The sequence below is a fragment of the Spirulina sp. 06S082 genome, assembly GCF_034932145.1.
GTDB lineage: Bacteria > Cyanobacteriota > Cyanobacteriia > Cyanobacteriales > Spirulinaceae > CCY15215.
Window position 1 is genome coordinate 22,983 of sequence record NZ_JAYGHV010000282.1, and the last position, 6,711, is coordinate 29,693.

The 6,711-nt window shown below is 40.9% G+C and carries 5 protein-coding genes; 3 read left to right on the forward strand and 2 right to left on the reverse strand.

What is annotated here, in order from left to right; all coding sequences use genetic code 11:
- Window positions 1-36: 36 nt before the first annotated feature.
- Together msrP and VB714_RS17170 are read left to right on the forward strand one after the other, a co-directional pair.
- On the forward strand, window positions 37-1,023 hold the full coding sequence (gene msrP, locus VB714_RS17165) for a protein-methionine-sulfoxide reductase catalytic subunit MsrP (protein WP_323225862.1): 987 nt from the start codon (window positions 37-39) through the stop codon (window positions 1,021-1,023).
- Between the two features lies 1 nt (window position 1,024).
- Window positions 1,025-1,246, forward strand: coding sequence for an RNA-binding S4 domain-containing protein (locus VB714_RS17170; RefSeq protein WP_204106412.1), 222 nt, complete (start codon window positions 1,025-1,027; stop codon window positions 1,244-1,246).
- A 248-nt stretch (window positions 1,247-1,494) separates the two neighbouring features.
- On the opposite strand, the gene VB714_RS17175 is transcribed toward VB714_RS17170, so the two are convergent.
- Together VB714_RS17175 and VB714_RS17180 are read right to left on the reverse strand one after the other, a co-directional pair.
- Entirely contained in the window at window positions 1,495-3,498 is a 2,004-nt protein-coding gene (locus tag VB714_RS17175; protein ID WP_323225863.1) for a LamG domain-containing protein, read from the reverse strand.
- Between the two features lie 153 nt (window positions 3,499-3,651).
- Complete coding sequence (locus VB714_RS17180; RefSeq protein ID WP_323225864.1) at window positions 3,652-5,670, reverse strand: response regulator; 2,019 nt, start codon at window positions 5,668-5,670, stop codon at window positions 3,652-3,654.
- A gap of 579 nt (window positions 5,671-6,249) precedes the next feature.
- On the opposite strand from VB714_RS17180, the gene VB714_RS17185 reads away from it, so the two are divergent.
- A complete protein-coding gene (locus VB714_RS17185) occupies window positions 6,250-6,582 on the forward strand; it encodes a LapA family protein (protein WP_323225865.1) in 333 nt (110 codons plus the stop codon).
- Window positions 6,583-6,711: the final 129 nt, after the last annotated feature.

The following is a 6,711-nucleotide window of genomic DNA, read 5'->3' on the forward strand; positions in this document are numbered from 1 at the left end:
TGTTAAAATTATTATCGTGAATCTCCCCAAAATTCCATGACCTTTTTTAAAAATATTCCTTCTTGGCAATTACCCGAAACGGCAGTTACTTCGGAAACGCTATATGGCGATCGCCGCCGTTTTCTCAAAAGTTTAATCGGTGCGGGAATTGGTGCAACAGCGACTACTCTATTAGGCTGTCAAAAATCCCAAGCACAAAGTAGCGATCTTGAAACAACATTTAAGTTACCAGAAATCAAACCATTACTGACAAATCCCAATTTTACGAGAGTAGATCGCCCCATTACCAACCAAACTCTGGCCAGCAGTTACAATAATTTTTATGAATTTGGTGGCGATAAATCAATTTGGCGTTCTGCTCAAAATCTACCCACAGAAAACTGGAAAGTAGAAGTGACGGGACTGGTCAAAAATCCTCGCACTTACGATCTCGATAGACTGAGAAAAGAATTTTCTCTAGAAGAACGCATCTATCGCTTCCGTTGCGTGGAAGCCTGGTCAATGGCCTTACCCTGGGTAGGATTTCCCATGAAAGATTTAATGGCCGCTGTCGAACCCACCTCCGCAGCAAAATTCGTGCGGTTTACGTCGTTTTATGACTCTAAAATTACCACGGGTCCGGGTTTTCATGTTGGGACATTGCCCTGGCCCTATCAAGAAGGATTGCGTTTAGAAGAAATGGCCAACGAACTCGCTTTTTTTGCGATCGGGATTTATGGCCGCGAACTTCCCAAGCAACACGGTGCGCCAATTCGCATGGTTTTACCGTGGAAATATGGATTTAAGGGGGCAAAATCCATCGTTAAAATTGAATTTGTTGACCAGCAACCCGCCACTTATTGGAATACTTTAATTCCTCACGAATACGGCTTTACTGCTAATGTAGACCCGACTAAACCCCATCCTCGTTGGTCTCAAGCCAGAGAAAAATTTATCGGTAATACAGAGCAGTTTGATTGGGAAATTCGCGAAACTTTACCCTATAACGGCTATGGGGAATATGTTGCCAATTTATATGCTTAAGATGGAAAATCAGCAAGACAGCCTCAATACGATTAAACTCGATGGCTTTCTCAAAGTCGTTGGTGCTACCTCAACTGGAGGACAAGCCAAAATTTTGATCCAAAGCGGCCAAGTGAGGGTTAATGGCGAACTTGAAACTCGACGACGACGAAAACTGGTTGATGGCGATCGCGTATCCGTTAATGGGGAGATATTCCGCGTCCATCTTGACTCTGACGAATGAAAATAAGGGAAAATTACCAGAAAATAGAAATTTTCTCAAAAAAAATTCTCTAGGGGGGTGACACCCCTCACCCCAGATGCTATATTAGATTCATAGATGCACCCTGATGATTGGGGGAGTCGCCAAAATGGTGACTCTCTTTTTTTATTTTTTCCCAAATTCAGTTACCACAGACTGTTTGACAGCGATCGCGTCAAACCCAGACTAGGGAGATTAAATTTAACGTCTCTAGCCTGGGTAAAACCCATTTATTGGTAAGTTGCGCCGTTAATTTCGCCATCCTTACCACTACCTGTTTTGTCCGAAGCATCCCCCATCAGCGGCCAATAACCCACTAATCCTGGTTCATCCCCCACCAAACGATTGTTCATATCTCCTTTGATATTTTGTTCCCTGCGGGCAATATCCCAGAGGCGAATTTCAGTCATTTGACCCTCAAAATATCGTCCTGCAACGCCATCATCCCAACCTATAAACAGGGAACCATTATCGAGATCGATCGCGCCTTCATAATTGGCTCGGGCCACTTCTTCCCCGTCAATATACAAGCGGACACTATGACCGTCAAAAGTCCCTGCATAATGATGCCATTCAGTAATATCTATGTCGGGGTTAACAGTAGTATATCGCCACCCCCCGGCCGAAAAGATATAAAAATGGATCGATTTAGCATTAGCGTTGGGATGGAAGACGAAAGCATTGCGCTTGCTGGCAAAAAATCCAGTATTATTCCAAGTGGGAGTATTACTCTTCACCCAACAAGAAATTGTCATCGCCTCAGTAGGGTTGGGGAAATTGGGAATTTCAACATAATCCCCCTTACCATCAAAAGTGAGACTGGGCTGGAATTCAATCGGAGCGCCAGAAGCCGTGTTACTCGGGGTTGGAGTGACTGGATCTCGGGGAGTTTTGCCGCTATGAATCTGTCGCGCGCGATCGAGATATTCCCGCAAAGCCACCTCTTCGTTAAAATCGACCTTACGTCCAGCAATGAGAGACTCTTGCATCAAATCCCACATTGTCCTGAACAAGTGGTACTGTAGCTCTTTTTCCCCCGGTACAGTAGTGCTGGGTTGGGCCGGGTAAGTGATGCCGAGTTCGTCTAAACGATGGGAGAGGGCATAGTTATTGGCGATCGCCGGAACAACCCGAAAACCGCGTTTCGCCCCGATCGCTTCGGGAGGAAGAGCCATTTTCTCTCCTGCACGTTGTTCAAAGACTCGTAGGGTAGACAGATAAGCCCCTTCGCCGATAATGGGATGGCAATAGTCTGTGGGACTGGGTTGATTGATGCGATCTAACTTTCGCACCAAGGGGATCGTCGTCTCCATTTTGAACTGTTGTTTGACATTTTCATTGCCTACTCGCAACAAGTTCGCCAGAAACACGGAAGAGGCTGCATTATTGAGCATTCCTCCGACAGGAACAAAACCAGCCCATAACCCATTTGCCCCATTCAGTGCTACCTCAAGCGCCGATGCGTACATGGTACCGCTATTTTCATGCAGGTGAACGAGGACTTTTTTAGGAGGAGGGACTAAACTGCGAACCAGTTTGGTTACTTCTCCGACTTGGAAATGGAAAGTTGTTCCCAATTCATCTTCAAATAAAACAGCATCAATATGAGGGTGCGCCCCTAAATACTTGATAACCCGCACATAAACATCTTGATTCCGGTAAAATGCTTCAAAAGTATCGTAGATATTGATATAAATCCTGCCATTTCGGTCATCATGTTCGATGCCTCGGTCTTTCCATGCTTGACGAATCCATTCTACAGAAAGATCGAAGCGTTCGAGGGTTTCTTCGGCTTTGGCTTCGTCGGCTGTTGAGATAGAGAACTCAAACAGTACATTTGGAGCTAAAGCTGCAGCCTTTTGTAAAGGAACACTATTGCCTTGATCGATCGCGCCATTTTTAATTGCCCCAACCGGAGAAAATGCAAAACAGCCGTCTTTTTCCGCATCGCTTAATAGTTTGACAAACTGTTCATCTACAGTGTCCCAAGGTTTAAATTCTCCGAGCATAATATCTTGGAAACCAAACTCGCGAATCAGTTTTAAGGTGTCCATCTTATCAGAAAGACGATGAGACCAAGAGGAGTAGGCTGTCGGTTCTCGGATCGAGACATCCAGTATAGAAACTTGGAAGTCTTTCAACTGTTGCAATTTTCCTTCAATGCTGGCATTAACTTCATTAAATAATGCACCTTCTTGTCCATTTTTGTCAAAGGAAGGGAGTCTTGCTGTCATGGTTTATTTTTCGATCGGTGTGTATGCTTAAGATTAATATTTTCCCCATAACTAGGGATAATCAACCGCAACCTTGGCACTCATCTTGCGATATTGTCAAGAGTGTGTTTTATTTCTTAACATTGCAAGAAATTTTGTTACTTAATTCCTTAATCAATCGATTAATTGACTGAGAATATCAAAACGAAAATCATCAAGTAATCTCGCAATTTTCTGCCGTAAATGATTTTCTGTATCGGGAATTTCTTCGAGTAGTTTTCGCAATTGCGATTCGTTTATTTTTTGAGTAGCATCGCTAAATTGCTGCAACCATTGCATCGGCATAATAGCTAATTCCTCTCGGGTTAAATCTCCTAACGAAGGTTCTAAAGTGTCTAGGGAGATTGTAGCGCGATCGCGGGACAATACACTAAGATGATGTACTATTTTCTCTACAACAACTTCTTCTCGAAAAGGCTTGCTAATAAAGTCCTGACAGCCTAGGGCGATCGCGTTTTTCCATTCTTCATCAGAAGGGTTAGAAATAAGCGCGATCGCGATGGTTTTGTTGTCTGTTTTTGACTCTACAATTTGTTTGAGTAATTGTGTATTTTCAAGATGAGGAAGGGATAGATCGATTAAAATAATATGAGGTTGCCAACAATGCCAAAATTCCAAACATTCTTCACTTTCACTGGCAATTTCTACATTGAATCCTAATGGCTTGAGTATAGCAAACAAATTCTGACGACTTTCTGGGATTCCATCTGCTATCAGTAAGCGATATTGAATCGGTTCGAGGGGAAATATTAATTCTTTATTTTTTTTATTTTCAATGTTATTTTCGGGAGATTTTAAATAAGTTGGGATTTCAAAAGAAAAGATTGAACCCGAGTTTAAGGTACTCAATACACTAATTTCTCCACCTAATAAATGAACAAATTCTCGACAAAGAAACAGACCTAATCCTATGCCTTTTGACAAAGATAAAGCCTTTTTATCTTGTGTAAAAGGTTCAAATAAATGTTCTAAATTTTCTGATGATATCCCTTGCCCGGTATCTTCTACAGCAAAAGATAAAAGCAATAAATGCTTATTTTGATTGTTAATATTATTAATATTTTCAAGATTTGATGGGAATACAGTATTTACCTTTAAACGAACATGACCCTCGTGAGTAAAGGCAATTGCATTATCAAGAAGATTGATTAAAACTTGTCTGAGTTTGCGTTCGTCGGTTTGAATCAATTGATGTAAATTTTCCTCTAATTCAAGATGCAATTCTAATCTCTTTTGCATTGCCTTGGGACGAAAAAAATTGATAATTGTTGTGAGAAAATCATCAAGATAAAAACAATTTTTTTGCATAATTTCTTGACTATCATCAAGTTGAGAAATTGACAGAATATTGTTGATTAAACCGAGTAAATTTTCGCTATTTTCGTGAATAATTTCAACTTTTTTTTGTTGGCTTAAACCCAAGGAATCATCGCGTAATAATAGTTGAGTAAATCCTAAAATTGCATTCAAAGGTGTTCGCAATTCATGGCTCATCTTGGACAAAAAATCGCTCTTTGTCCGAGACGCTGATTCTACGGCGTGAAGTGCTTGTTGGAGATCGATTTCTATTGCCTGTAAATCAATTATTTTTTGCTCCAATAAAGCATTTGTTGCTTTGAGTTGTACCGTGCGTTTCTCAACCTGTTGTTCGAGATTATTTTGGGCATTGAGTAAGGCTATTTCGATAGTTTGACGATATTTTATTTCTGTTTGCATTTGTTGATTTTGTTTACTCAACTGATGCTGTAAACGTTGAATTTTTATATGGGTTTTAATTCGCATTAACATTTCTTGTAGCTGAAATGGTTTCGTAATATAATCAACTCCTCCTACCTCAAATCCTCTGATTTTATCTTTAAGAGAAGTTAATCCTGTCATAAATATAATTGGAACTTCAGCATAAACAGGATTTTGTTTGAGGCGCTTGCAAGTTTCAAAGCCATCAATTCCCGGTAACATTGCATCTAAAAGAATCAGATGGGGTAAAGAATGTTTGACTCTTTCAATAGCATTTTCTCCATCTCTTGCGATGATTACGTTAAATCCTTCTCCTGTGAGCAGATTGAAGAGGAGCTTCAAATTATCAGGGCGATCGTCAACAACGAGAATAGTTTCTCGATCGAATTTATCCATTGTTCATATCAATAAGCCTAATTTTTTTGTAAAGAAAGTTCTAGCGATCGCATCGGGGCAGAATTTTAATGTTTAAATCTTGATTTTTTCATCACTTAGGCGATCTTCTAGTCAAGAATAAAAGAATATACTAGCTAAGAGGGTTCGATCAAAGTATCCCATTTTGGTAAACTAGGGTTATGTTCTAAGTGTTTTTCAATTTTTTTCATCTCTCCTGCGGGGGATAGCCGATGGGTGTAAGAGGGTTCGCCAATCCCCTTCACTCGTAGCAAGAATCGGTCTATTACTAGGAGTTGTTGATTTTTAGCGGGTGCTAGTGACCGATTCTCTGAGAGTTTAGAGGTTTACTGATGCTTTGCTCTGTGTGGTAGAATTTAGTCTATCAAAGGATTTATTACGAATTGTAACAAACCCTTTGATAAAAGAATCTTGTATTTTGCAGGGTATTGGAAGTGCAGAACTTTGTTCACTCTATTGTAAATTTTTTTAAAAATTTCTCGACAAACTTGACAAAGTTATTGCGATCGCTTCCCCTGCCTCAATTTTCGCGCTATTTATCTGCAATACACCATGTTTCCCATGCGACAAATCAACTTTTTGCTTATTTTTCTCTTTAGTCTGGCGATCGGACTATTCTGTCTCGAAAATATCGAACTGGTGACAATCCAACTCATTCCGGGTTTTAAAGTGCAAGCCCCTCTCTCAGTGGAATTAGTATTAACGGTGGGAGTTGGAGCAACTTTAGCTTGGATATTCAGCGTGTGGGTTAAACTACAACGCCAGATTTTCACCCTACAGGATATGAACGCATCGCGATCGAAAGATAAACGCATCAAAGAATTGGAAAAAGATATCAAGCGCTACAAGCAAGAACTTGAAACGCAACTCACCCTCCCACCCGCCAAAAAATAAATAGAGTCATGGGGAAAGCACAAAAAATAAATTTGTCTCTCCCCACCCTCCCAAACTCCCCAAACTCCCCACCCCTCCCCATCCTCCCACCCCTCCCCATCCTCCCACCCCTCCCCATCCCCCCCACAC